General features: G+C 47.7%; 23 protein-coding genes and 1 pseudogene. 7 read left to right on the top strand and 17 right to left on the bottom strand.

Annotated elements, in window-relative coordinates; genetic code table 11:
- Positions 1–35: 35 nt before the first annotated feature.
- The 4 genes from licT to ABIA61_RS11725 all read right to left on the bottom strand — a co-directional run bounded on the left by licT (position 36) and on the right by ABIA61_RS11725 (position 5,169).
- The gene (licT, locus tag ABIA61_RS11740) at positions 36–875 is read right to left on the bottom strand and encodes a BglG family transcription antiterminator LicT (protein ID WP_283654997.1); all 840 of its coding nucleotides are present in this window, start codon (positions 873–875) and stop codon (positions 36–38) included.
- A 72-nt stretch (positions 876–947) separates the two neighbouring features.
- Entirely contained in the window at positions 948–2,396 is a 1,449-nt protein-coding gene (locus ABIA61_RS11735; protein ID WP_404580764.1) for a glycoside hydrolase family 1 protein, read from the bottom strand.
- A 1-nt stretch (position 2,397) separates the two neighbouring features.
- Entirely contained in the window at positions 2,398–4,281 is a 1,884-nt protein-coding gene (locus ABIA61_RS11730) for a beta-glucoside-specific PTS transporter subunit IIABC (RefSeq protein WP_283654995.1), read from the bottom strand.
- A gap of 654 nt (positions 4,282–4,935) precedes the next feature.
- Complete coding sequence (locus tag ABIA61_RS11725; protein WP_044645178.1) at positions 4,936–5,169, bottom strand: helix-turn-helix domain-containing protein; 234 nt, start codon at positions 5,167–5,169, stop codon at positions 4,936–4,938.
- A gap of 152 nt (positions 5,170–5,321) precedes the next feature.
- On the opposite strand from ABIA61_RS11725, the gene ABIA61_RS11720 reads away from it, so the two are divergent.
- A complete protein-coding gene (locus ABIA61_RS11720) occupies positions 5,322–5,696 on the top strand; it encodes a hypothetical protein (protein WP_404580763.1) in 375 nt (124 codons plus the stop codon).
- Between the two features lie 96 nt (positions 5,697–5,792).
- Here the strand turns inward: ABIA61_RS11720 and ABIA61_RS11715 are convergent, their stop codons facing one another.
- Together ABIA61_RS11715 and ABIA61_RS11710 are read right to left on the bottom strand one after the other, a co-directional pair.
- Positions 5,793–6,491: an alpha/beta fold hydrolase gene (locus ABIA61_RS11715; protein WP_283656219.1), complete on the bottom strand. Its 699-nt coding sequence runs from the start codon at positions 6,489–6,491 to the stop codon at positions 5,793–5,795.
- A gap of 30 nt (positions 6,492–6,521) precedes the next feature.
- Positions 6,522–7,109, bottom strand: a complete 588-nt coding sequence (locus tag ABIA61_RS11710; RefSeq protein ID WP_404520277.1) for a DJ-1/PfpI family protein — start codon at positions 7,107–7,109, stop codon at positions 6,522–6,524.
- 745 nt (positions 7,110–7,854) lie between these two features.
- Between ABIA61_RS11710 and ABIA61_RS11705 the strand changes: the two genes are divergently transcribed.
- The 4 genes from ABIA61_RS11705 to ABIA61_RS11690 are packed head-to-tail and all read left to right on the top strand — an operon-like array spanning position 7,855 to position 11,197.
- Positions 7,855–9,039 (top strand): acetyl-CoA C-acetyltransferase, encoded by a 1,185-nt coding sequence (locus ABIA61_RS11705; protein ID WP_283654992.1) that lies wholly within the window; start codon positions 7,855–7,857, stop codon positions 9,037–9,039.
- Positions 9,040–9,096: 57 nt separating this feature from the next.
- Positions 9,097–9,837, top strand: coding sequence for an acetoacetate decarboxylase (locus tag ABIA61_RS11700; protein WP_283654991.1), 741 nt, complete (start codon positions 9,097–9,099; stop codon positions 9,835–9,837).
- A 41-nt stretch (positions 9,838–9,878) separates the two neighbouring features.
- The gene (locus ABIA61_RS11695; RefSeq protein ID WP_404580762.1) at positions 9,879–10,544 is read left to right on the top strand and encodes a CoA transferase subunit A; all 666 of its coding nucleotides are present in this window, start codon (positions 9,879–9,881) and stop codon (positions 10,542–10,544) included.
- Positions 10,541–11,197 carry a 3-oxoacid CoA-transferase subunit B gene (locus tag ABIA61_RS11690; protein WP_404580761.1) on the top strand — a complete coding sequence of 219 codons (657 nt, stop codon included), beginning with the start codon at positions 10,541–10,543 and terminating at the stop codon, positions 11,195–11,197. Before ABIA61_RS11695 ends, ABIA61_RS11690 begins: the two co-directional genes overlap by 4 nt.
- 238 nt (positions 11,198–11,435) lie before the next feature.
- Here the strand turns inward: ABIA61_RS11690 and ABIA61_RS11685 are convergent, their stop codons facing one another.
- The 3 genes from ABIA61_RS11685 to ABIA61_RS11675 all read right to left on the bottom strand — a co-directional run bounded on the left by ABIA61_RS11685 (position 11,436) and on the right by ABIA61_RS11675 (position 12,477).
- Positions 11,436–11,615 (bottom strand): H-type small acid-soluble spore protein, encoded by a 180-nt coding sequence (locus ABIA61_RS11685; RefSeq protein ID WP_044645186.1) that lies wholly within the window; start codon positions 11,613–11,615, stop codon positions 11,436–11,438.
- Positions 11,616–11,672: 57 nt separating this feature from the next.
- Positions 11,673–11,912: a hypothetical protein gene (locus ABIA61_RS11680; RefSeq protein WP_014280296.1), complete on the bottom strand. Its 240-nt coding sequence runs from the start codon at positions 11,910–11,912 to the stop codon at positions 11,673–11,675.
- Positions 11,913–12,078: 166 nt separating this feature from the next.
- Entirely contained in the window at positions 12,079–12,477 is a 399-nt protein-coding gene (locus ABIA61_RS11675) for a RidA family protein (RefSeq protein ID WP_044645187.1), read from the bottom strand.
- 352 nt (positions 12,478–12,829) lie between these two features.
- Between ABIA61_RS11675 and ku the strand changes: the two genes are divergently transcribed.
- A complete protein-coding gene (gene ku, locus ABIA61_RS11670; protein ID WP_404580760.1) occupies positions 12,830–13,747 on the top strand; it encodes a non-homologous end joining protein Ku in 918 nt (305 codons plus the stop codon).
- Positions 13,748–13,807: 60 nt separating this feature from the next.
- Here the strand turns inward: ku and ABIA61_RS11665 are convergent, their stop codons facing one another.
- The 8 genes and pseudogenes from ABIA61_RS11665 to ABIA61_RS11630 all read right to left on the bottom strand — a co-directional run bounded on the left by ABIA61_RS11665 (position 13,808) and on the right by ABIA61_RS11630 (position 22,198).
- Positions 13,808–15,706 (bottom strand): ABC transporter ATP-binding protein, encoded by a 1,899-nt coding sequence (locus ABIA61_RS11665; protein ID WP_404580759.1) that lies wholly within the window; start codon positions 15,704–15,706, stop codon positions 13,808–13,810.
- Between the two features lie 20 nt (positions 15,707–15,726).
- Positions 15,727–16,923 carry a nucleotidyltransferase domain-containing protein gene (locus tag ABIA61_RS11660; RefSeq protein WP_404580850.1) on the bottom strand — a complete coding sequence of 399 codons (1,197 nt, stop codon included), beginning with the start codon at positions 16,921–16,923 and terminating at the stop codon, positions 15,727–15,729.
- A gap of 6 nt (positions 16,924–16,929) precedes the next feature.
- A pseudogene (locus tag ABIA61_RS11655) lies at positions 16,930–17,391 on the bottom strand (lasso peptide biosynthesis B2 protein); the annotation flags it as partial.
- Position 17,392: 1 nt separating this feature from the next.
- Entirely contained in the window at positions 17,393–17,695 is a 303-nt protein-coding gene (locus ABIA61_RS11650; protein ID WP_283654985.1) for a lasso peptide biosynthesis PqqD family chaperone, read from the bottom strand.
- Complete coding sequence (locus ABIA61_RS11645) at positions 17,664–18,725, bottom strand: dephospho-CoA kinase (RefSeq protein WP_283654984.1); 1,062 nt, start codon at positions 18,723–18,725, stop codon at positions 17,664–17,666. The genes ABIA61_RS11650 and ABIA61_RS11645 overlap by 32 nt, the downstream gene beginning before the upstream one ends.
- A 109-nt stretch (positions 18,726–18,834) precedes the next feature.
- On the bottom strand, positions 18,835–18,963 hold the full coding sequence (locus ABIA61_RS11640; protein WP_013369856.1) for a paeninodin family lasso peptide: 129 nt from the start codon (positions 18,961–18,963) through the stop codon (positions 18,835–18,837).
- 44 nt (positions 18,964–19,007) lie between these two features.
- Positions 19,008–20,933 (bottom strand): asparagine synthase-related protein, encoded by a 1,926-nt coding sequence (locus ABIA61_RS11635; RefSeq protein ID WP_404520293.1) that lies wholly within the window; start codon positions 20,931–20,933, stop codon positions 19,008–19,010.
- On the bottom strand, positions 20,930–22,198 hold the full coding sequence (locus tag ABIA61_RS11630) for a sulfotransferase family protein (RefSeq protein ID WP_404580758.1): 1,269 nt from the start codon (positions 22,196–22,198) through the stop codon (positions 20,930–20,932). Before ABIA61_RS11630 ends, ABIA61_RS11635 begins: the two co-directional genes overlap by 4 nt.
- Before the next feature lie 231 nt (positions 22,199–22,429).
- Between ABIA61_RS11630 and ligD the strand changes: the two genes are divergently transcribed.
- Positions 22,430–23,320: a non-homologous end-joining DNA ligase gene (ligD, locus tag ABIA61_RS11625; RefSeq protein WP_283654983.1), complete on the top strand. Its 891-nt coding sequence runs from the start codon at positions 22,430–22,432 to the stop codon at positions 23,318–23,320.
- Positions 23,321–23,347 lie beyond the last annotated feature (27 nt).

The following is a 23,347-nucleotide window of genomic DNA, read 5'->3' as shown; positions in this document are numbered from 1 at the left end:
TTAGGAGTTTGCGTTTGCCTATTTGAATTGAATCTTCATTCGTTTGAACTCATAAGAAGCCGGCTAATATGAATCGTCAGGTAGATTTGCTCTTCTCGGGTCAGAATGAATTTGAACGATTTTTCAATGTATGATTTAATGACAAGCGTGCATTGATGCTCTTTGGCAAAGGTTGTACTTATATTGTCGTAGAGGAAAAAATTATCGGAGTCCAGCGGACGTTCCTCAAGTAAACGCTGCGCAAGAAATTGCAAGTGTGTCACAAAACGTGAATAGTTTATGGATTCCGTATCCAGTTCAATCCCGAAATAGTGATTGATAATTTTCAGAACATCTTTGATGAAATTCGTCATGAAGATAACGTCTTGCAGTTGCCCTTCGAGGTTTTGCGCGTTGACAATATGAAAAGCAATATTGCCGCCCTCTTCCTCCGGCAATCGGAGACCCAGTCTGGATTCGATTTCTTTCAGTGCCCGAATGCCAATTTCGAATTCCCGTGGATAGAATTTCCGCACCTCCCACAGCAGCCTGTTCTGTAGGATGATTCCCGATTTAAAGCGAATAACCGCCAGATGAAGGTGGTCTGTTAACGTGAAATACACCGAATCAATCAGCTTAGAACCCAGTGTTTTCTCCGCCATTTCCACAATTCGGCGTGTGATTTCCAGGTATTCGGCAGGTGTTTCTTCCATGAGCTTGATCAGATCTTTGGAGGTCTGGTCTTCGAGCACATAGATTTTTTCGATCTTGGAAGGATCAATGAAATTACCGATCTTGTTGCTATATCCGATAGCTTTCCCCATAACAATGATATCTTCCCCGTTCTCCTTCTCGGCAAGAACAATACTATTATTGAGAATTTTGACAATCTTCATATGTGTGGAGAACCCCCGTATCCATATAAACTCAGAACCTGCCACAGCAGGCCCTGAGCTTATTTATTCTTCTTAAAGATTATCTCCGTTACTTGCAATGACTTGCTTATACCAGTCAAAAGATTTCTTCTTCATTCGTTTGAGGCTTCCGGTGCCATCATCATGCTTGTCCACATAGACAAAGCCATAACGTTTCTTCATCTCTCCCGTTCCGAGCGACACGGAATCTATGCAGGCCCAGCTTGTGTAAGCGATCAATTCAACACCTTCGGCAATCGCCTGCTTCATTTCTTTGATGTGACCCCTCAAATAATCAATACGATAATCATCATTAATATTTCCGTCCTCGTCCACGATATCCACGGCACCCAGACCATTCTCGGCAATCATCAATGGTACCTGATAGCGATCATACAAGGTATGCAACGTATAACGCAGTCCGATAGGGTCAATCTGCCATTTCCATTCACTTTCCTGAAGGTATGGATTCTTAACACCGCCCAGCAGGTTGCCACCGGTCTGTTCCTGATTGGGATCTGAACTGACACATACGGACATGTAATAACTGAAGGATGCAAAATCCATGGTTCCGCGTCTTAAGATATCCGCATCGCCCGGTTCTTGATGAAGTGTGACCCCCTCCTGCTCAAAGAAATGCTTCGAATAGGAAGGATAATATCCGCGGTGAAGAACATCGGCACAATAATAGATTTTCATCTGCATTTCCCGGGTAGCCAGCATAATATCCTCAGGATTGCATGTCAGCGGATAAAAGGTGAAGTGAGTCAGCATGGACCCAAATTGGAAGTCCGGATTAATTTCTCTACCGCGGGCTACCGTCAGCGCAGAGGCCACAAATTGATGATGGAGTGCCTGGAAGCGGAGCTGGGCATTGTCCCTTGTCAGGTCGATTGTTTCACCGTTCTCATCATAGATGATACCTCCGGCTTGATAAGCTTTTTGTGCAAGGGTAAGGCAATTGATTTCGTTAAAAGGAATCCAGTACTTCACATCATTCTTGTAGCGATTCAACAGTACCTCAGCATACCGCAAGTAATGCTGAATCATCTCCCGGCTGGCCCAACCATTAATCGTTTTGGACAGGTGGAATGGAAACTCATAATGCGCAATCGTAACGAGAGGCTCGATGTTGTATTTTTTCAGCTCGGCGAATATCCGGTCATAGAATTCAAGGCCCTTCTGATTAGGCTCCGGCTCATCTCCGTTAGGGAAAATACGCGTCCAGTTAATGGAAAGACGGAACATCTTGAATCCCATTTCGGCGAACAATCGAATATCTTCCTTATAATGATGGTAAAAGTCAATGGCTTCATGCGTAGGATAACGTTCTGCCGGGTCAAGCTCAAGGGTAATCCTGCGTTTCTGGTGGATGGAACCGCCCGTGAACATATCCAGTGTGCTGACTCCCTTGCCGTCTTCGTTCCAAGCCCCTTCAATCTGATTGGCGGCTGTGGCTCCGCCCCAGTAGAAGCCTTCAGGAAATTGATTAGCATTATTCATATTATATTCCTCCTTTGGTTATTAATGTCATGATAGCATCGCCAGGTTGTACATTTGGCAATGATTTGCTCTTAATTTCTGTAAAACTGTCGGTATTGGTTACAATCATCATAGTAGTAGGGTCCAGGCCAAAAGCCTTGATTGCTTCAATATCGAACTCAATCAACTTGTCCCCCTTGGATACGGTATCTCCTGTTTTCACAAACGCTTTAAAGCCAGAACCCTTCATTTTCACTGTGTCTATCCCGATATGAATGAGCAGTTCTACCCCATTATCGGTTACCAGTCCCACTGCATGTTTGCTTTTATAGAGGGGGGAAATGATCCCATTCATCGGTGCGTAAAGGATGTTCTCCCCAGGCACGAAGGCAATTCCTTTTCCCATCATTTCTTTGGAGAAGACTTCATCCGAAACTTCGCTCAGCGGTATGCTCTGTCCACTAAGAGGAGCATAAAGTTCAACAGTCTCTTGCTTGCCTGAAGGCACTTTGATGGACACGGACTGGGCAACCGACTGAGCAACTGTTCTTTCAGTCGGGTCGACCGGCTCATCAAATCCGATAATTCTGGCCAAGATAAACGTTACGACAAACGAAATGGCAAGCGTAATGACGGCTACCGTGAAATTGTTGCCGGCCCCAACGAACATCGGAAGCGAAGCAAGGCCCGGACCAACAACCACATAGGCTTTGAGATGCATCAGCCCTGCGAAGACTCCAGCAACACCGGCCCCGCCCATTGCGGCATACAGCGGTTTTTTGAGCTTCATCGTTACACCGTAGAGCGCAGGCTCCGAAATCCCGAAAGATGCCGTAATACCAGATGAAATCGCAAGCTGGCGAAGAGAAGAACTCTTGGTGCGTGTAGCAACTGCAAAGGATGCGGCGCTCTGCGCAAAGTTGGAGCAAAGGTGGGCAGCCAGAATCAGCATATCATAGCCCGGATTAGCGATAGACGAAACCATAATAGGAATGAAGACTTTATGAATACCCAGGGATACAAAGATAGGCATCAATACAGCCAGAATGGCTACTGCAATAAATCCGATATGGTCCTGAATCAGCAGAATGCTTTGAGTGAGGCCATTGCCCAGGAAAACACCGATCGGGCCAAGAGCCAAAAAGGCTACAGGTCCGGTAATCAATATAACAATGAGCGGACTGAGAAACACTTTGACCACATTGGGCGAGACTCTGTCGGCAAAACGTTGAATGTACCCCATGAAAAACACGATCAGGATGATCGGTACGACTTGTCCGCCATAATTGGCCGGAGTCAGCGGAATACCGAATAATGCCAGCGGATTACCTTCAGTAAACAAGGCAGTCATTTTGGGATGCAGCAACGCCGCACTCACAGCTATTGCCAGCGGCACACTTGTTTTAAATTTGACGGCAGAAGAGTATGCTACCAGTACAGGCAGGAAATAAAAGGCTGCATCCGCAAGGTTACTAAGGATGATATAAGTCTGGTCAGCTGTCTTTAAGATCCCTGTCATCGAGAGCAGCAACAACAGCACCTTGAGCATCCCGGCTCCAGAGACTGCCGGAACGAGAGGCTGGAAGATTCCCGCGATTAAATCAAAGAAAGAGCTGATACTGAATCTTTTTCTGGTTGAAGATTCAGTGGGCCCGGGAGACGACCCTCCAATTTCGGGCAGTTCCCGATAGACGTAGCTAACTTCATTTCCAACGATCACCTGGAACTGGCCGCCACTGTTCACTACGCTGATTACTCCATCTACCTTCTCAATAAAATCTTTGTCCGCCTTGCTCACATCCTTCAATGTGAAACGCAAACGTGTGGAGCAATGATATACGCTTTCAATATTTCCCTGTCCGCCTACACCTTTTAAAATCTGGGACGCTGTTTGTTTATGGTCCATAATAATCCCCTTCTTTTTCATTTAACTGGAAAAGTTAACAAAAAAAGACCCAGATAAAGTACGACAGTACATAAATGTACCATTGAATACTCTACCCAGGTCTTGCCTGCATTATCAGTAACACGCCCAGTTAAATTTTGTAGTTGTAAGAAATCAATTAAATTCCGGAATAAAGCGATTTCATCTTGCCTGAAACTATAATACATGCTGATTTTGAAAAAGTAAAGGGGGGCCTTCAATTCTTATTCTGAGCACAATAAATTCAATGGACTGCGATTTCATAGCGGCCTTGTCCATAATTACCTCCCGTCGGAGTCATTGATCGTTAAAGAAAAAGAACAACGATACAAAGGGCCGATATGGCAGCCCTAAAATCATCATTCTGCTGCTGCGTGAAGGCCGGAATCTTCCCCTTATAGCTCAAGGTATATTGATAACTGCTAGAGTCTCCATGGATTTAAGCAGTACTTGTAACTCGCCAGCTATCACTTTCTCCTTGATAAGTTATTACCTTATTTGAACAAGCTGCTAGTAGAACAAATATTGAGATCATGGGACAAACAAAAGAATTTTCCTCATCGAAACATTCCTTATATGTTTACTCAGCCCAGTATATTATGCAAAAAGACCGTTAATAGTAACGGTCCATGTCAATTATTCAGTACTTTCTTTGGCATTCGGTATGTACTCCAGAAGATCACCGGGAGTAACACCTAATCCGCGACACAATGCACCGAGTGTATCGTAATCTATACGTTTGGTGGCATTGCCAGCAAGCGAGGTAATTGTGTTTCGACTCACGCCTGTTAACTCCACTACATCTTTGTTTTGTAATCCACGTTCTCTCATCATTTCTCCAAGGCGACAACGTATACTCAAAGGTTCCATAGAAATCCCTCCAAAAAAATAAGCACTACATGTTGACATATTGAAATGTTAACTAATATTCACGTACACCCATCGTAGCAAAACCATTCGTTATTAGCAATATGTTAAAGTTCCAAAGCATTTTTCAACTATCCAATAGGAGGCACAATTATATGTTTATAGCACCAGAAACTAATTCACTCGCACTAGAACGGGCAGCGATGGTATTTGGACCCTATGATCAATCACATATGTATGAGATATTTGAGGGAATTATTTACGGTGAACACTACTTCTTTCACATTGAGCATGGTTGCTTGTGGCTCCGTCATGTACTTAAGATAGACCATCCTGAACATACACACTTATTCGTCGACGGTGACATTGGTGGACTACAACTTGCAGAAAACATTCAGTGTGATCTTATGACAGTTGTATCGGATACTATTGAAAGACTACATACTATGGATAGCATGACATTTTTACTCAACGAGCTGCTGTGGCTAGAGAATCGTGGAGATATCAAATTGAATTTCGTAAGAGCATGAAATAGCCCCATCTTATCACTAAGATCAAGGCTATTTACAATTACATTCCGTTTTTCAACGTATCATAGCCCGTACCGCAGACGCCATCCAGAGCGGTCAGAGTTGCTTGAGCAACACATGCGCAAGCAACTCTGGATTGCTAATCATGACGTCATGGGCCGCATCTATCTCGATATAGCGCCAGCCTGAGTCCCTCCGCACGCGCGACAGTGATCGCTCAAGCAGATCTCCAGGTGCCTGAGTGCAACGTATATAGGATTTTCGTTGAATATCGAACGGGCTTTCAAAACGCATTCGCTCGAAATATGTATTCACTGGTTGCGGCGTCAACTGAGCGTCAACCCATGGCTGATCCGGCTCTCCGACCCCGAACAGAGCTGCTGGAAGTGGAGGAATGTTCCAGCTTTCATCTGCGGCTGCCTGTGCGCCATAGTCTTCAATTAGTATCGGAGCATGGTCCAGCAGCATCTCACCATCGCCCGGCAGAAAAGCATCGAGTAGCACAAGATGTGAGACGACATCGGACAGTTGGAGGGCTGCGGCACTCGCAGGAAACCCGCCGTAGCTGTGACCGACCAAGGTGACATCATCGAGATTCGCAGCCCGAATATGATCCACAATGTCGTTGATATGCGTCGTCAGATTCACGTCTCGCGAGAGCGCGGGTGCCCGTTCGGCAAGCCCGGTCAGCGTCGGCGTTGTGACGAAATGGCCTTCTGCTTCGAGCAGCGGAACCACACGCTCCCAGCACCATCCACCATGCCATGCGCCATGAACTAGCACGAAAGATGTCATCATCGAACCTCCTTATCTCTTGCAATATACTTATCTAGCAAAGGGGTCATCATTTTTATTGGAATTCCAGATGTATTCAATTTGATTAGCCACCTGTTGAGCTTTTTCAAGACCAAAGTGGTCAGAAACAAAGCCTAAGGACATATCTATTCCAGCGGATACACCCGATGAAGTATAGAACTTTCCATCTACTACCCATCTTGCCTTTGGAATCCAGTCAACTTCCGTGTCGATGGATTTCACCCAATCAAAGGCTAATTTATTGGATGTGGCGCGCCTGTTTTTTAACAAGCCTGTTTTAGCAAGCAGCGCAGAACCTGTACAGACGGTTATACAAAAACAGGACTGTTCCGCAATCTCTTTGACCTGTTTCATAAATTGATCGTCATGGATTAAACTTCTTGTCCCCTGTCCGCCCGGGATCATGAATATGCCATCGGGCTTTGCTTGTGCAATAGGTTCTGTAACAATCTTGGTTTTTTGCCGACTCTCAATAATTCCCCCGTTCATAGAGAAATATTTTAAGTCATACTCTTCAGGCAGGCGGCCAAAAATCTCAACGGGTCCGAATACATCCAGTGTTTCAAAATCATCGAACAAGCATATGTTAAAGTCCATACGACTCACCTCCCTCAAAGATTAATCATACTATACACCCTGTTTCCTGAATTAAACAATATAAAAAGCGCCTTTTCGGGCGCTTATTCAGGCCGCATCAACTTAGCAATGAAAGAGCTCTTGAATTTCCTTCTGTGGAGATTCAGGAGCTTTTTGTGTAATTGGGGTGACACCGTTAACAAGAAGCAAGCTGGCACAATTATGACGAAGATCATGAATATTTAAAGGCAAAGCCGTCTTCAGAAAATTCTGAAGGGCTTTTTTTTATTTCCCAGCGATGAGTTAGGTTCTATTTGCGAAGAAAAGGAAGGGCGTGATTAAGAGGAAGGTGTGCAAACTCAACGATTGGCCTCGTCTTTTTCACGTATTGATTAGAAATTTCATTTTTAACAGAAAATCCAATTTGTGATCATTATTTTCAGAAAAATCGAGAAATTAACAGAAAACATTAGAATGGCCTATTTATTTTGGAGTATATGGCTTTATAAACATCTGTATACAAATATATGTAAATATTTGAACATTGAGCAAATTCTGCATTGGGACTATGATGAAAATGGTTTTAATTTCCAACGAAAGAAGGCGATCGCACCGTCACACCCACCGTCTTAGGCACCATGATATGCCCGCATGCAAATGTATCTTGCAGTCGCTGTACTTCGTAAGGTAAGAGCGAAAATTACGAATGGAATTGCAGTCATGGATGTATTGTGTCTTGAACACAGCGAAAGGAATGTGAATTTTTATGAAAAAAGTAGCTTTAGTAAGCCCGTTAAGAACAGCGGTCGGCTCTTTTAACAAAACCCTTGCGCCCCTAAGCGCTCCTGAACTGGGAGCAATTGTGATGACAGCATGCCTTCAGCAAAGTAAATTAGAGCCTGCTTTGATTGATCAAATTTATTTGGGAAATGTTCTTCAGGCGGGCAATGGCCAAAATCCTGCCAGACAGGCGGCACTGAAAGCCGATATCCCCATTGATGTACCCGAATCAACGATAAACACGGTTTGCGGTTCAGGACTTCATGCCGTTGCTTTAGCCTACGATTCAATATTAGCCGAACAAAGCAACATCGTCTTGGCCGGAGGTATGGAGAGCATGTCAAACGCCCCTTATCTGCTAAGGAATGCAAGAAACGGCTACAAGCTTGGCAACGGTGAATTGGTAGACTCCCTGGTGGCCGACGGACTTACGTGCCCGATCAATAATTACCATATGGGAATTACCGCAGAAAATGTTGCCGAGAAATATGGAATTTCAAGACTTGAGCAGGATGAGTTTTCCTATGAAAGCCAGATAAAGGCTTTAGAAGCAAAAAACAAAAAGGTTTTTGAAGAGCAGATTGTTCCGGTCATGATCAAAAACAAAAAAGAAACTATTTATTTCACGGAGGACGAACACATAAGAGGAAATACAACGAAAGAAAAACTTGCTCATTTAAAAACTGCGTTTAAGGAGAACGGAACGGTTACCGCCGGAAATTCTTCGGGGATCAATGATGGCGCGGCAGCTATGCTTGTAGTGTCGGAAGACAAATGTAAGGAACATGCGTTGAAGCCGTTGGCATATATCAAGGGTTATTCACTTGTTGGCGTTGACCCTGCATATATGGGAATGGGACCGGTAAAAGCCATTTCGTCACTTCTTAAAAAACAGGGAATATCCATCGATGCCATTGATCTTTTTGAAATTAATGAAGCGTTCGCCGCACAAGCATTAGCGGTATTGAAAGAGCTTGGGGTCAGTCCGGAGAAGGTGAATGTCAATGGCGGCGCGATCGCGATCGGGCATCCTGTCGGTGCAAGCGGTGCCAGGATATTGGTTACGTTGGTTCATGAAATGGTGCGAAGATCTTCACGTTACGGCATAGCCTCGTTATGCATCGGAACGGGAATGGGAATAGCGATGCTGGTTGAAAATGCACTCATTTAAAATGCGTGTTCAAAAGATGACTTTTGGAACTACCTCTTAAAAGGAAGGGAGATCGCTATGAATCAAAAAGATGTACTTTCACTCCAATCCATGCCTGCGGCCAGCGGCAGTTATGGGCGCCCGCCATGCCGCTTCATCAACCGGGAATTTTTTATCATTACCTATGAATCCGACCCCGCTGCGATTAGACAAGCGGTCCCGGAACCTCTTCAGCCGGATGGAAGCAATACTGTTTCCTATGAATGGATCAAGATGCCCGATTCATCCGGTTTAGGAAGCTATGAGGAAAGCGGTATTGTCATTCCGTGTACTTTTCAAGGAGAACCCTGTAATTTTGTTGCCCAAATGTATTTGGATAACGCGCCTGCTATTCTTGGGGGACGTGAAATCTGGGGATTTCCGAAAAAATGGGCGAAGCCTCATCTGATCGTTGAGGATACGGAGACGCTTACAGGTACATTGCATTATAATCACGTCCTGGTGGCCACGGGAACCATGCCTTTCAAATATAACATTCTTGATGAACAGGAAACGGCTAAAGCCATCGCAAAAACACAAGTTAATTTAAAATTAATTCCTGATGTTGACGGTACCCCCAAAATTGCTCAGTTAGTAGCGTATAATCTCGAAGCCATCACTGTAAAAGGCGCCTGGTCAGGGCCTGCCAGATTAAGCCTGATTCCCCATGTCAATGCTCCTGTGGCAGATTTGCCGGTTCAAGCTTATATTGGCGGAAAACATTTTATTGCCGATTTAACGCTTCCATATGGAAGAGTCCTCTACGATTATCTCCAATAAAGTTTGCTTTCCTAAAAATATATATATAAGGAGACGGAACCATGAATAACAAAGTAATCTCCGCTGAAGAAGCAGTTAAGAAGGTCAAAGACGGAGACACGGTGATGGTCGGAGGTTTTCTGGCAGGAGGCTTTCCGGAGGATCTGGTGCGTGCGCTTGTCGACACAAATTCCGCCGGCAATCTCACGATTATTTCCAATGACACAGGCACACCGGAATTATCTATCTATAACCTTGTAAAAAGCGGCAGAGTAAAGCGGATTTTTGCATCCTATATCGGCTCCAATCCGGAAACGGGAAGGCTCCTTATGACGAAAGAAGCAGAGGTTCAGCTCTTCCCGCAAGGCACGCTCGCTGAAAAAATACGCGCAGGGGGAGCCGGTTTGGGCGGTGTTTTAACACCTGTAGGTGTAGGCACCATGGTAGAGGAAGGAAAAAAGAAAATAGAAATTGATGAAAGGGAATATTTGCTTGAACTGCCGCTCAAAGCGGATGTGGCGCTAATCAGAGCCCATAAGGCTGATGAAGAGGGGAATCTTGTCATTAACGGCTCTTCACGCAATTTTAATTTGGTTATGGCTACAGCGGCAGAGTATGTAGTGGCTCAGATAGACGAATACGTAAAGACGGGAGAAATTGACCCCAATCATGTCAACGTTCCCGGAATATTTGTCGACGCGATTGTAAAGGTGGGTGGACACGCATGAATAACAGAGAATTAATTGTTCGAAGAATAGCCCAGGAATTCAAAGATGGCGAAGTTGTCAACCTTGGTGTTGGAATGCCTACAATGGTGGTGGACTATATCCCTGAAAACATTCATATTATGCTGCAGGCGGAGAACGGAATCCTCGGTGTAGGTCCCAAAGCGGCTCAGGGAAAAGAAAGACTCGATTGTATCGATTCAGGCGGAAACTACGTTACATCTGTAGAAGGAGCTTGCTTTTTTGACAGTGCACTTTCATTTTCCATCATCCGCGGAGGACATGTGGATATCACCGTTTTGGGCGCCCTGGAGGTCGATGAGAAAGGTAACCTTGCAAGCTGGATGATCCCGGGTAAAAAGGTGCCGGGCATGGGGGGAGCCATGGATTTGGTGGTCGGAGCCAAGAGAGTGATTATAGCCATGGAGCATGTGAACAAAAATGGGGCGCCGAAAATACTGAAACAATGCAAGCTGCCCCTGACCGCTGTAAATGTTGTAAAGACCATAGTAACCGAAAAGGCTGTCATCGATGTTATTCCGGGTAGAGGGCTAGTGCTGAAGGAAATTGCTCCGGGTTTGTCGGTGGAAGACGTTCAAATGGCGACAGAGGCTGAACTGATGGTTTCACCACATTTGAAGGCCATTGCAGTGTAAAGGTCATGGGAACGGCACAAGCCCTTAAGGGGAGATGGGGCCTGACTCTGAAGAAGTTTCAGGTCCGTGTGGGCTAATCCCCCGTGGAGGCTTGAGTCCTCTCGACCGCATTCATTTTTACAAGTAGGGTTCGCTAATTGCTCATTGAGCAATTGCGAGCCTTTTTTTGTTGGAGTGGGACCATTCTGGGCTTTTTGTCACGGCCATAGATAATGACTAAATGTTTGGTTCCCATCTCCTATCGCTCTTCCAGACGATCCACACGAACGGTTTGAGTATTGCCAGGGTTGCTTCCCACCTGTACGGTAGCCATACCGTTTGCTTCATCCACATGCTCGATCCAGATCGGTTTACCCTCTAATTGCACGGCAATGTTTTCGGATGAATTGTAAATCGCTTTTGCTCGTTCCACGTTCATGCTGATCTCCTCCTGATGATTTGTTTTGTATTCATGTATTCAGAAATACAGGTTCACCTAGTCCTCATCTATAATCCGTTCAACGTCCAATGAAGGGATGCTATGAGAAGGCGAAGTTGAAACCACAGCCTCCAAATCCACATGACCCACAGCTACAGGAAAAGGCGGCTGGATTCCATGGGAAAGGGCAAACTCGGGCGGCAATGCATCCTGTTCGCCTCCGGCGGGTCCCCGAAAGGCGATATGGCTTTGACCCACACGATGTCTGATTTGCCGAGGATATGATTTTCCGGGCATAAATTGTGTACCTCCTTTTGAATCGGATATGCCTTACTATGCACCAAAAAAGCTGCAACCATGCGCAAGCGGATTTTTCGTGAGTTTTAACATCAAACAGCCCCAGCTTCTCACGAAGACCGGGGCTATCTATGATTCCATTCCATAAATGAGGTACGTATTATTTTTATGCTTTAGCTGCCCAAATTTCAATTTCAATTTTTATTTCAGGCAATCCTAGAGCAGTAAGGTAGCCGATAGTCATTGCAGGATAATCATTCCCGAATAACTTTTCCCATTGGGAATACATGTAATCCCAATCTATCTGCTCAGTTGCCCAAACATTTACTTTAATAATATTGTCAGCGGTTAATTGTTCGGCGTCCAAAACTGATTTAATGTTATTAAAAGTATTGCTGATTTGCAGGTTAAAGCTTTCTGGGAATTGGCCATTCTGATCTACTCCAATTTGACCTGAAGTCACGAATAGCTCTGAATTTCTGGGAATTTTAGTTATATGTGTGTAATTCCCTACTGGTTTTGGCATGCCTGCTGGATTTTTTCTAATTATTTTTTCATTTTTCATTTAATCGACCTCGTCATTTTAAAATTTTTCTACCGTTTCTCCTAACCATTTTTAGGCAGACTCCACCCATAAAAATGATTTTAGAAAAAAACAGCAGTAGAGTATCCATATCCAAAAGATATAAAATTTAATGATCTTTTCTTCATGACATGAACACTCCTTCCTTATAAAATGGCAAGATTATTTATTATTCCTTATCTTAATATACCCAATGTAACTTAACAACCTCAAATCATTGTGTTATGCGATGTAGCTCTCCGAAGCATACTAAGTGAAAAATGAATATGCTCACAGCCGAGCGTTGGAATCGAAGGATACAAAATGCGGATTAAAGAAAAGGAGGACTGGCGGTATGCATACGGTCTGGAAAGGCGCGATCAGCTTTGGGCTGGTTCATGTGCCCGTTAAGATGTTTTCGGCTACAGAGGATAAAGATATTTCCATGCGTTATATTCACAAGGAATGCGGAAGTCCGCTCAGTTATGTACGAAAGTGTCCCGTTTGTGACAAGGAGGTCGAATGGGAGGAAATTGGAAAAGGCTATGAATACGAAAAAGGGAAATTTGTCATGTTCGATAAAGAGGAACTGGAGCAAATCAGCGGACAAGCAGATAAAAATATCGTTATTTTGGATTTTGTGGACTTGCAGGAGATTGATCCAATTTATTTTCAAAAAACATATTATTTGTCCCCGGATCAGGCAGGCTCCAATGCTTACAAACTGCTTATGAATGCCATGAAGGATACCGGAAAAATTGGCATTGCTCAAATCTCAATCCGATCCAAAAGCAGTCTGGCGGCTATTCGTGTGCTGGATGAATGTTTGGCGGTGGAGACGATGTTTTACCCGGATGAAATTCGCCCGGTGTCCCAGGTTCCTAATCTGCCGGGGCAGGAGGAAGTTAAAGAGAAGGAGCTGACGATGGCAAAAATGCTCATTGAGCAGCTATCCACGCCTTTTGATGCAGCAAAATACACGGACCAGTACCGCGAGCGTCTGCTGGACCTCATTCAGCATAAAGTGGCTGGAGAAGAGATCCGAATCGCTCCGTCTCAGCCGCAGACCAATGTCGTGGACCTGATGGCTGCACTCCAGGCCAGCATCGAGGCAGTGAAGCCTGTCGTTACCGATCCTGGCCCTGCCGCTGTAAAAAAACGCCCTGCGCGTAAAACAGCAGCCACCACAACACAACAAGCGGTGGCAGGAGATGCCGTTCCTTCGACTCCGATCAAAAAGAAAAGAAGTACTGCCAAACGCAAGGAAACCTGAGACTGCGACATCTCAATTCACCATGCAATAGGAATTTAAGCAGGCCAACAGAACAGGCAGCTAAGGGGTGGCGATGACACTGCTTTGGTATGACAGCAGTTGACTGAACGCCCCCCGCTCTTCCTGTACCAATTGGCGGTAATTCCCCTGCTGTATAATCTCGCCCTGTTCCAGAACGACAATTTGATCGGCATGACGAATGGTCGACAGACGGTGAGCAATGACGATCAACGTCATTTGACCTTTCATCCGCTCCAGCGCCGCCTGAATATCGGCTTCATGCTCCCCATCCAGCGCACTTGTCGCCTCATCCAGAATGAGTACCGGAGGACGATGCAGGACAGCCCGCGCTAGTACCAACCGCTGACGTTCCCCTCCAGACAGGCGAATGCCGCGATCCCCGATCACCGTGTCCAGCCCTTCGGGCAATCTGGTAACAAAGCCATCTGCGGCTGCAAAATGTAACGCTTCCCATAACTGCTGCTCGCTCGCATTCGCATCGGCCAGCTTCAAATTTTCACGGACAGTGGCATGAAACAAAAAAGGGTCCTGCGACACATACCCAAACGACTGCCGCCACTGTGGCAACAGCTCGTCGTCCAGCACATGTCCGTCCATTTTAATCTGGCCCCGAGTTGGTCGTAAAAATCCCATCAGGACGTCAACCATTGTACTTTTGCCTGCGCCCGATTTCCCCACAATAGCCGTCATTCCCTGAGCGGGGATGAACAGATTTATTTGGTGTAATGCAAGCTCTGCTGTACCATCATACCGATAATCCAGACCACTGCATTCAATGCCCGTACGAAGATACAAGGGCTGGCGTGCAGATGCAGTTGTAGATGCAGTTGTAGATGCAGTTGTAGATGCAGATACAGATTTATGGGTTACCGATAAATCGCTTGGAATGCGAGTCTCAAAGGTTGTAAGTGCAGTCAGCGATGGATCTGAGAAAGCTTCGCATTCCTGCTGTACCTTGGTCACACTTTCAAAAGCAGACAGCATAGACATGATATATTCCAGACTCGCTTGAATAAGGGCAAACCTTGGCCATAAGCGAGAAAATATAAGGATGAGCACAATCAGCTTTTCAGGAGAAACGTGTAGCCATTGCAATGACACTAGCATGATGCAAGCGATAAACACGGCAGCCGCCGTGCGGTGAAAAAATTGTGTGGTGGCATTTTGCCGTACAAACTGGGTTGTGTTGTCCTCCATACGTTGGGTCAAAGATCGAAACCAGTCTATATTCGCAGCTTCCAGCAGATTGCTTTTAATATCCTTCATCCCGTTCATATGGTCGGTGATCCCGGCAAAATAAACCTGCGACAGCTCGGTGGTACGGTCGCCCAGTTGTTTAGCATTTTGAATGGATCGGCGAAAGACGACAAACAACCCCAATCCGCACAGGAACACCAGCCCGGTTAAAGAAGGAGACAGCCAAAAAGCCAGCGCAATCTGAATCAGCGTAAAAATAACGGCTGTGGTGAGCTGGAGAAGCAGATTGGTTCCCTGACTAACACGCGCCAGCTCGGTCGTCATCACATGACTGAAATCAGACTTTCGCTGACGCAAGTAAAAAGTCCACTGGGCCTTCATAAAGGAGGTATACACGTCTATTCGAAGGGAACGCATGAACCGTTGCTGAATCCGCGAATTCAGAATGGATTGGTAACGCTGAAGAAGTGCCTGCCCTATGAGCAGTAACACAAAAAGCAGCAGCATTCCCGGCAACAGCCAGCTTTTAGGGATGTTTGACAAGAAAAGATCAAATCCGCCTGACAGGAAGGGTATCCCTGCATGACCGCCAAATATGCCGATAGCCGCCAGCATGGGAACAAGCATGTAAATACCCAGCCCCTCCAGCAAGCTGACGATGATCATACATCCAATATTGAGAAATAAAGCACCGCCATTCACGGCGTACAGCTTGGTCATATATAATCGCAGGTGGTACATAATGCACGCTCCTTATCAGGTCAGTGCTTTGAGAATCGCCGTTTTAGCCAGAGAAATGGACGTAGAGGGATGTACAGAAAATGCAGCTGACGAGGCAGCGGTAAAACGGCCGGATCGCCCGTAGAAGGAAGCAAACGGCTGATCAGGTACATCAATCGGTGGCTCGGCCCCTTTAGGGAGAGCAAATAGGATCGACTGGTTGGCTGGTGGGTAGCTGGTTCGGCTACCGGGTACTCCGCGGGTACGCTGGCCTGAATGAAGTCCAGCGCGCTCAGCGCGAGCCTGTGCGCCTGCCGGGTAGCCGCTACCTGACGCAGCGGCTCTGGTACCGAGGTGCCCAGCAGCGCGGCGGCGAGCGCCCAAGCCTGCCCGCCCACAGGCACGCCCCCGTATCGGCGCAGCATCGGCAGAAGCGCCTCCCAATCGACGGCGCGTACCGCAAGCCTGTCGATGTCAACCAGCCAGCGCAGCCTGAACCAGCCGTGACGCGCCCCGTGTGCGCTGAGGTACAGAAACTGGTGCTCGCTGCCAAGCGTGTACATACAGGGTGCTCCTGTGGCTGTGGCTTCACTCATTTGCCTGTGATCCCACAGCTCGTCAAATGAAGGTTCTCCGCCTGCATCCGGCTGGAGCCGCCAATGCAGCTCTATCTCTACCCGCTTATGCGGATGAAGAAAGGACGCATGATGGTCCTTCCATTTCCAACTGCCCAGGACACGTGCTTCTCCGCTTTTGGATACATACCCGGCTTCCCGCATCCAATGCTCCGCCTGATCCATGTCGTCCGGGGCAATGAGTAAATCCACGTCCTTGGAGGTACGCAGTGAAACATCCCCGTACAATTGCTGCGCCAAGGCAGGACCCTTGAGCATAAGTACACGGATGCCATGATTCATGAGCAGCCTAGTCACACGTCCGGCTTCCGCCTGCAGGTGTAGCATACGCAGAGTGTTCCGGTGATACTGCGCCTGAAGGTTGCGCAGCAACTCAGCAGGAATGGCCGGATGATTTATTCTTTTCAACTGGAGATATACCGCAGGTACCACCCGATGGTGCTCTGCCAGCCGCAACAAGCGGGTCCAATCGAATCCATACAGATAAGCAGCATGGACTGCATCCAGCCTTGAAGTGGCATCTTTTCGCAGTAAAAAGAGCAGCAGCGTCAATTCCTGATCCTCATTCCAGCGGTCAGGTTTCAGAACAGTATGGGTGGACATGCTTTTAGCAATCTTCGTATTTGGGTCCGTCACAGCACGCCTGCCGAAGGTGCCCACCACGGTAAACGCCCCCATCTCCCGTTCGCCCGTAACATAAATCGGTCCACTCCGCACCCAGGCATGTGCCGCCAAACGTCCCGCAGCATTCTTGGCTGTGCCAAGATACAGCGTGCAGTCCAGCTTTCTGCGACTCAGCAACGTCATTGCGGCGGCAGCCTGCACAAGACAGCTACTGCGCCAAGGGGTATACCGACTTGCCAACTCCACAGCATGTGAAATATGCCGAACGGCTTGCTTCTGCCGGGCATCACACTCCCAAGAGGTTTCTTCCATCCGTATACCCCAGCCGCGTGCATAATCTTCAAACGGACGATGCTGGTGAAGACGCGCCCATCCCAGTTGCAGCCAGGCTTCCGGCAATAGTCTCCTGACCTCCGGGGATAGACGACGAAGGCGTTGAAGCCACATTTTAAACCGTCTCCCGCAAAAGCTTGAGCAGTCCTTCCCGCTCCAGTTCAGTCACAAAGGTATGTACCTGCTGTCTGCACCGTTCCTCGTCCACTTCATATTCATCCGTCAGAGCAGCTACGATCTCCCCGAGTGAAGGGCAGGATTCCGCCAGTTCCCAAATTCGTCCTCCCGTGAAGCCGAGATTATAATATTTTCCTGTGTTGATGCTCATCATGACCTTTTCCCCGTCCATGTCACTGACATAGACTTCCTCACCGTGAATGACACGGTCATGATCCTTCGTCGAATGAGTAGCTGCCATAGCTGTTTTCCTCCTTACGAATGATATCAAGTACCCGATCTACAACCTCGGACGCGGTAAAAGCAGAGCTATCCCTCAGTAGTCGCCAGCCCTCCACCTGCCGGGCCATCCGGGCTGCCGTTCCAAAATGCCATTCACCCAGACTCATTCGCGGAATGATCACCCTGCGATATGTATGAAGCAATAACGTATGCAAGAACTCCAGCATGTTCAAAGGTTGCTCCGTAACCGCCGCCAACTCCCCTTCACGTTGGAACTCACGGTTGGGGGACTCTGCCACCAGCTCGAATACACCTCCCAAGGGAAGCGGTTTGTTGTGGAAGTAATCCACTCTCGGCACGGCATATTTATTCAGCTCACCTGTAAGCTTGCGCAAATGTCCATTTTTGAGCATCGCAGGATTTCCGTCCATTAAAACAAGCCCGTGATTACTTTTGCGTGCATGCTGATTTCCCTGTAAAGCCTTCAGCTGGAGCAAGCTTTCCAGACCCAACTTTTGCTGCGGGTAAGCCGGATAGACTATAGTTTCGGAAGCCGTAGCTTGCATAGCAATAACATCATCACTGACCATCCGATAGCCTGCCTGCGTAAAAGCAGCAGCCAGCGTCGATTTTCCTGCTCCGGATTCGCCCACGAAAGCATAGGCCCTGCCTCCGATAACTACCGCACTCCCGTGAATAGGCAGTATCCGTCTCTGCATCAGAAGGACACCCATACATGTGCCCAGCACAAACAACCGCACCGTATCCGGATCAGCGCCAGAGTAAGAGCATACTTCAATTGCCCTGCCTCCCCAGACGGCGTAAATGGCTGTGTCCGGTATATGGAACATAAAGCGGTCACCCTGCATCACAAAATTAGCCTGCTCCAGTTGATCGCTCCATGCTGTCAAATCAGCCTGACGAATGACCACATCCTCCACCGCTCCCGGCGCTGCGGGTATCAATTCAGGCAGGTACAGCTCGCTGGCAAGTTTGAGTCCAAAGGCTGTATACATTGTCAGGTTAACATTGGTACTCCTGTCATGCACGATAGGACTCACTCCCTCTGTCCTTTAAAAATCCCGCCTTTATTTCTTCGAGCAAAGTCTCCAACCCCCAAGAAATAAAGACGGCTGTGTATTGAATAATTGCCACTCTCTAGCTTGGGTTATACAAATCGGCATCGTGGTCAGATACCCAGTCAATCTGTTTCCAGCCCTTACCTGCCATCGTCTGGTTAATATCCAGTACCTCTATGGTTGGCTCTTGCCATTCTTTTTTACTCATGTCATCACCTCCCCTCCAACGAACGACGTATCTGTCTGACCAGATCAGTTAAATCCGCGTATAAAGCGGTACACAATCAGACTGTGCATTAGCAGCCGTATGCTGGGATCGGACGCCTGCTCCGGTCGCGGTTGACGAAACTTCGCCATAGCCGTTTTAATGACATCGATATTCAGAAATTCGGCGGCATGTAAATCATGGCACAGCAGTTGAAGTTCTCCCATAAACGTCTCCCAGCAGGGGAGCATACGGTGCAGCCAATCTGCAGGCTGGACACCGCGTACACGCTGGTTTAACCGGACATCATCGGGCAAATAATCCCGCATAGCTCCGCGAATAAGTGCGCGATCCCGGCCGTTTTGCACGTATTGCTCAAAGGGCACCGACAGGCAAAAGCGGATCACCCGGCTGTCTCCGGTCGGATCACGTTCCCACAGTCCGTATCGCAGCGACAGTTTGGTCGCAACCACACCATTTTTGTTCGCAATCGCCAAATTCGTGAACTTTTCTTTTCTCGCCTGATCTGCATTCTTCATCCATCCGGTTCCACTCAAAGTCGGAATGTCCTCCACATTCATCCGCTTGGCAAACTCCGGGTGAATGAGCGAAGGAACCGGACTCCGATTACCGCCGCGTAACCAGGAACGAGAATCGAGCGAGGTCGCTTTTTTCAGCATCACGGGTAATAAATGCGATACTCGCCTTCCAGTCAGCTTGCTGTACTGCCACAATCCCTGAAAAGATTGCAGCCAGTGCAAACGACGAAGCTGACGGGCATAATAGTCCAGCGCAGGCCCCCACGAAATGGTAAAATTACCTCGCGCTCCGGTTAGCAGCACACCCACATTTTGTTCCTGTGCTTTTTCATAAAAGCCTCTGATCCAGAACGAATTTTCAAAATATTTATAGGGAGCTTCCATCAATTCCAGCCAGATATCAATTTCTGAAAATGGGCTTTTCCCCTCAAAATCCAGGTAATTTTCGTGAATGTTGCCCACATATCGAGCCGTGGATTGGATATAAGCCCGTTCATTTGCCAGCAGTGTCGATGGTGTCCAATCCGTAAAATCCTGTACGGGCACATAGCTGTACGCATGAAGAGGCTTTTGCTGCAATCGCAGCGACGGTGCGGCAAAGCTGGCAACCGCACCGGAATCCAGACCGCCACTCAAGGCCGCTCCCACGCCACGATGCGTGCGCAATCTGGCATTCACCGCCTGTGAGAATACCTCGCGAAAAGCCTCCACGTACTCGCCGCCGGTTTTGAGCCGCAGCGGCTCCACATCATCCAAAGAAGCATATTTATGGATGGTTGACTTTCCCTCCTCCATGGTGAACCAATGGGCGGGCGGGAGCTGGTTTATATGCTTGTAGCCAGTAGTCCCAATATCGACGGATTCCTGCATGGCGCGGATCGACAGAAATTCCGCCAGCCACGGCTCATGCAATTCTTTTTGCAGGGAAGACAGCGTCAGAAGAGGGGCTACTACTGTACTGAATGCAAACCCTCGGTCATGTTGGTATGTATACAGCGTGCGGCTTCCTGCCATATCACGAGCGCCATATAATCTGTGCCGCCCGGCATCCCAAATGACAAAGGCAAAATCGCCTATCAGATAGCGGGCCGCGTCGAGGGCCCATTTGTCGTATGCCAGCAAAATCAACTCGCTGTCCGTGATGTCGTGCCGCCGTTCCTGTCCCACCCCCAGCCGTTCAAACAGCTCGAAACGATTGTCAATAATCGCATCCGCCGTGATTGCCAAATTCCGTTCCTCGTCATAGAAAGGGAGACGCTCATGGACGGATTCCGGTGTCACATGCTGCGCGTGGCAGCCCAAGAATATGGAACCCTCACACCAGGCGCAAACGCGGTCGGCGGGATATTTTCGCAGAGCTTGCATCATTTTACCGCCTTCTTCGGTGCATACGGGCTCATGTCCGAAGCTGTATATTCCGGCAATCGCACTCACGTTTTCCCCCCTTTTTCTTTTTCCATACCTGATAGCGCTACAGACGCCCAGCGACCCAAATGACGAGCAAAGGGGATACGAGATCGGAGCCGTTGATTTCTGCGTTGGTAGGTTTGGAGCTGTGCGATAAGACGATTCCGCTCCTCATAGCTATGTGCCAGCCTATTTTCCAGCGATTGGAGACGTCTATCATTTACAACCTGTACAGCATCATTCTGTCGAGAATCTTGAAGTACAGGATGCTGTTCTGCTTTTATTATAAATCCCCTGTTATCCGCATCCTGCTTTTCCAGCATCCGATAAGCGTTCTTCCACTCAAAGCCGCTTTGCTGGAGAAACTGGCTCGTACGCCGACTTAGTAGCTCCACATCGGCTTCCTCTTCAAACCTTACCCCGGTGATATGCTCGGCCTGCTCCAGTGCTTCCCCGTAGCCAAGTTGTGTAAACATACGAGCTCCGATGCTTCTGCAGTACAGCTCGATTTCCTTTTTGTTCAACAGATGTTGCCAGCTATGTACCGAGTCCAGATGCGTCTGTTCATGCTCCCCCACGAACGGATCACCCGCTCCCATGCTGTAAAATAGACTGGATTTAGGTGTATCCGCAAAATCCCCGTACTTTTCTATGCCTGGTTCATAATCGACACCCAGAAAATCGCACAGCCTCCCGATCTCCACCGCTGGGTTGGCTACAAGTTGTTCATACACAAGCGGGTATGCAAGCGGATGAGGCGTAGCAAAATAATGTGCATAACGGAACAAACCGACCGTAATATCCGTCATTTTCATATTAAAATGCGGGCTCTCCAGCTCCTCCAGCAGATGAAAGCGTTCGCTGCGCATCTGATTAACTTTTTTGAATGAAGCCGCGATAGATAAAGGATTACGGATAAGCCATACCCTGCGGGCTGCCGGGAAAAGACGGTCTATAAATTCCAGCACCGTATAGTAACGCGGGGATTTGTCGATAACCATATTTGCTTTAGTCCCTTCAAGCAGACCGTTATAGATCTCAAGTGCATACGACCGGGAAGCCTGCTCCAATACGTGCGGAGGAACCATACCGTTAAAAAACTGCCGGATGATTCCAGTTCCCCCATAGGGACGTGTTTGCGACTGGGGAAGATCATACAGGCTGAGCAGGAACCACATTTCCTGCGTAGCAAACAGGCGGGAGTGGTTTTGCAAAATGGTAGTCACTAGCGAGCTTCCACTTCGGGGGACACTAAGCAGGAAAACCAGTCCCTCGCCTTGCTTATCAATCAAGGAAACTCCTCCTCTACCTCTGCTCAAGACATTTAATAGATACACTACGTATTTTATTATAAATTTATGATACATATTGTATCTTGTCAATCCCTTTGACGGATAATTTCTGTACATGACGCTCATGTTAATCCATAACTACATCTACAGGTACATCATTCCGCCTACTCCGTTTCCATGTGAATTTCTCAAGCTCAGCTTATAACAGGTTAAAAGAAGGAGCGTAGCGTTATGGGACAAGCTGTTAAAGGCATCATTACCATCGAAGGTCTGGAAATTCCTATCACCAATCCGGATAAACCACTGTGGCCCGAAGCTGGTATCACCAAAGCGCTGTATCTTCGCAAGCTTGCGGTGCTGGCTCCTTTTCTGCTCAAATATAGCCACAACCGTTTGCTGACCGTCATCCGATGGCCGCACGGCATTCACGGGGATTTTTTTTACCAGAAAAATGCCCCGCAGCCCCGTCCAGACTACATCGAGACTTTCCTGCATGACGGCATTGAATATATGGTGCTTGGTACGCTACCGCAACTGCTATGGCTCGGCAATCAGGCCGCGCTGGAGTTTCATCCCTCCCTGCATCAGGCGGGCAGCACGCTACCGTGTGAATGGATGATTGACCTTGATCCTTCCAGAGAAGTGGAGCCACGCATTATGGAAGCGGCATCCATCGTCGGTGAAGTGCTGGCTTCACTTGGTTTGGAATCCGTACCCAAAACGTCCGGGGCCACGGGTGTACAAATTATCGTCCCGATCCGCACAGGTATCACCTTCGACGAGCTTCGCAGCATCGGTCTGCTGGTGGGACAGTTCGTGACCGAAAAGCACCCTCATCTGTTCACACTGGAACGGTTAAAAAAGGATCGGGGAAATGCTATCTATTTTGATTATTTGCAGCATTATCAAGGAAAAACCCTGGCCGCTCCCTATACCCCGCGGGCACGCCCTGGCGCTACGGTATCCACCCCACTAACATGGGACGAGGTACGACAAAACGTATCGCCGCTTGACTATCATTTGCTGAATATTGAGGAACGGCTAAATCAGGTGGGCGACTTGATCGCCAAGGTCCCTCCCCAGCCCATCGAGGATGTTCTAAAGCATATGCGCGCCAAATAAAAAAAGGGGACGAACTCCACAGCCGTA

Origin of the sequence: Paenibacillus sp. RC21, assembly GCF_044907935.1 — a bacterium.
GTDB lineage: Bacteria > Bacillota > Bacilli > Paenibacillales > Paenibacillaceae > Paenibacillus > Paenibacillus terrae_A.
The sequence above is the reverse complement of the archived record's forward strand: the minus strand, read 5'-3'. Positions and strand labels throughout refer to the sequence as shown.

Excerpts from the sequence above, each read along its gene's own strand:
- ABIA61_RS11685 (WP_044645186.1), bottom strand. The coding sequence starts at position 11,615 with ATGAACGTGGAACGAGCAAAAGCGATTTACAATTCATCCGAAAACATT.
- ku (WP_404580760.1), top strand. The coding sequence starts at position 12,830 with ATGCATACGGTCTGGAAAGGCGCGATCAGCTTTGGGCTGGTTCATGTG.
- ABIA61_RS11640 (WP_013369856.1), bottom strand. The coding sequence starts at position 18,963 with ATGAGTAAAAAAGAATGGCAAGAGCCAACCATAGAGGTACTGGATATT.
- ABIA61_RS11675 (WP_044645187.1), bottom strand. The coding sequence starts at position 12,477 with ATGAAAAATGAAAAAATAATTAGAAAAAATCCAGCAGGCATGCCAAAA.
- ABIA61_RS11705 (WP_283654992.1), top strand. The coding sequence starts at position 7,855 with ATGAAAAAAGTAGCTTTAGTAAGCCCGTTAAGAACAGCGGTCGGCTCT.
- ABIA61_RS11695 (WP_404580762.1), top strand. The coding sequence starts at position 9,879 with ATGAATAACAAAGTAATCTCCGCTGAAGAAGCAGTTAAGAAGGTCAAA.
- ABIA61_RS11720 (WP_404580763.1), top strand. The coding sequence starts at position 5,322 with ATGTTTATAGCACCAGAAACTAATTCACTCGCACTAGAACGGGCAGCG.
- ligD (WP_283654983.1), top strand. The coding sequence starts at position 22,430 with ATGGGACAAGCTGTTAAAGGCATCATTACCATCGAAGGTCTGGAAATT.
- ABIA61_RS11730 (WP_283654995.1), bottom strand. The coding sequence starts at position 4,281 with ATGGACCATAAACAAACAGCGTCCCAGATTTTAAAAGGTGTAGGCGGA.
- ABIA61_RS11700 (WP_283654991.1), top strand. The coding sequence starts at position 9,097 with ATGAATCAAAAAGATGTACTTTCACTCCAATCCATGCCTGCGGCCAGC.
- ABIA61_RS11690 (WP_404580761.1), top strand. The coding sequence starts at position 10,541 with ATGAATAACAGAGAATTAATTGTTCGAAGAATAGCCCAGGAATTCAAA.
- licT (WP_283654997.1), bottom strand. The coding sequence starts at position 875 with ATGAAGATTGTCAAAATTCTCAATAATAGTATTGTTCTTGCCGAGAAG.
- ABIA61_RS11715 (WP_283656219.1), bottom strand. The coding sequence starts at position 6,491 with ATGACATCTTTCGTGCTAGTTCATGGCGCATGGCATGGTGGATGGTGC.
- ABIA61_RS11660 (WP_404580850.1), bottom strand. The coding sequence starts at position 16,923 with ATGTCCACCCATACTGTTCTGAAACCTGACCGCTGGAATGAGGATCAG.
- ABIA61_RS11710 (WP_404520277.1), bottom strand. The coding sequence starts at position 7,109 with ATGGACTTTAACATATGCTTGTTCGATGATTTTGAAACACTGGATGTA.
- ABIA61_RS11650 (WP_283654985.1), bottom strand. The coding sequence starts at position 17,695 with ATGGCAGCTACTCATTCGACGAAGGATCATGACCGTGTCATTCACGGT.
- ABIA61_RS11725 (WP_044645178.1), bottom strand. The coding sequence starts at position 5,169 with ATGGAACCTTTGAGTATACGTTGTCGCCTTGGAGAAATGATGAGAGAA.
- ABIA61_RS11665 (WP_404580759.1), bottom strand. The coding sequence starts at position 15,706 with ATGTACCACCTGCGATTATATATGACCAAGCTGTACGCCGTGAATGGC.
- ABIA61_RS11680 (WP_014280296.1), bottom strand. The coding sequence starts at position 11,912 with ATGCCCGGAAAATCATATCCTCGGCAAATCAGACATCGTGTGGGTCAA.
- ABIA61_RS11735 (WP_404580764.1), bottom strand. The coding sequence starts at position 2,396 with ATGAATAATGCTAATCAATTTCCTGAAGGCTTCTACTGGGGCGGAGCC.